At 65.8% G+C, this 976-nt stretch carries 1 protein-coding gene; it reads right to left on the minus strand.

Annotated elements, in window-relative coordinates; translation table 11 throughout:
• A partial coding sequence (locus tag JK363_RS41385; RefSeq protein WP_372444962.1) for an acyltransferase domain-containing protein occupies nt 1–972 on the minus strand: 972 nt, incomplete at its 3' end.
• Nucleotides 973–976: the final 4 nt, after the last annotated feature.

Below are 976 nucleotides of genomic sequence, written 5' to 3' on the forward strand. Positions count from 1 at the left end.
GACAGGATGTGCACTGATCTCGATGAAAACGTCACGCCCGTCGTCGATCAGACGCCGGGTGACTTCCTCAAATCGGACCGTCTGTCGCAGGTTCCGGATCCAGTAGTCGGCGTCCAGCGCGACGGTGTCGATCGGCGCCCCGGTCACCGTCGAGTAGAAGGGGATGTGCGAGGAAGAAGGCCGCAGCCCTGCGAGTGATGTGGTCAGTTCCTCTTCGATGCTGTCCACGTGGGCGGAGTGAGAGGCATAGTCGACCGCGACCATGCGGGCGTGCACTCCCTCACCGGTCCGCGCCGCCACGAAGTCCTCGACGGCGTCGACGTCACCGGAGATGACCACCGACCGCGGACCATTGACGGCTGCGACCGACAGTCCCTCCAGACTGGCGACGTACTCGCGTACCTCGTCCAACGGCAGCGAAACCGATGCCATCGCGCCGGAACCGGCCAACTTGTCCCGGATCAGCTGGCTGCGCAGCGCGACCACACGGGCACCTTCGTCCAAGGAGAGTGCGCCTGCCACACAAGCCGCCGCGATTTCCCCCTGGGAGTGCCCGGCTACCGCGGACGGGGCAACCCCCAAGGACTGCCACAGCCCTGCCAGGGAAACCATCACAGCCCACGACGCCGGCTGGACAACATCCACCCGCTCCAGCATCGAGGTGTCACCAAGGACCTCGGACAATGACCAGTCCACGAACGGAGCAAGTGCCTGCTCGCAGTCGGCCATCAGCGTCGCGAATACCGGGGAGGACTCCATGAGGTCTCGCCCCATGCCCACCCATTGCGCTCCCTGTCCCGGGAACACGAAGACAACCTCACGATGCGCAACGGCCGTCCCCTCAGCCACCAACGACGCAAGGTCCCCGCCCATGGCCACAGCCCGGTGCTCGAAGTGGGCCCGCCCCACGGCCAGCGTGTATCCGACGTCAACAGGGTCGAGTTCGGGATGGGTGTCCAGGTAGGTGCGCAGTCGG

This window comes from Streptomyces coffeae, assembly GCF_016741875.1.
Classification (GTDB): Bacteria; Actinomycetota; Actinomycetes; order Streptomycetales; family Streptomycetaceae; genus Streptomyces; species Streptomyces coffeae.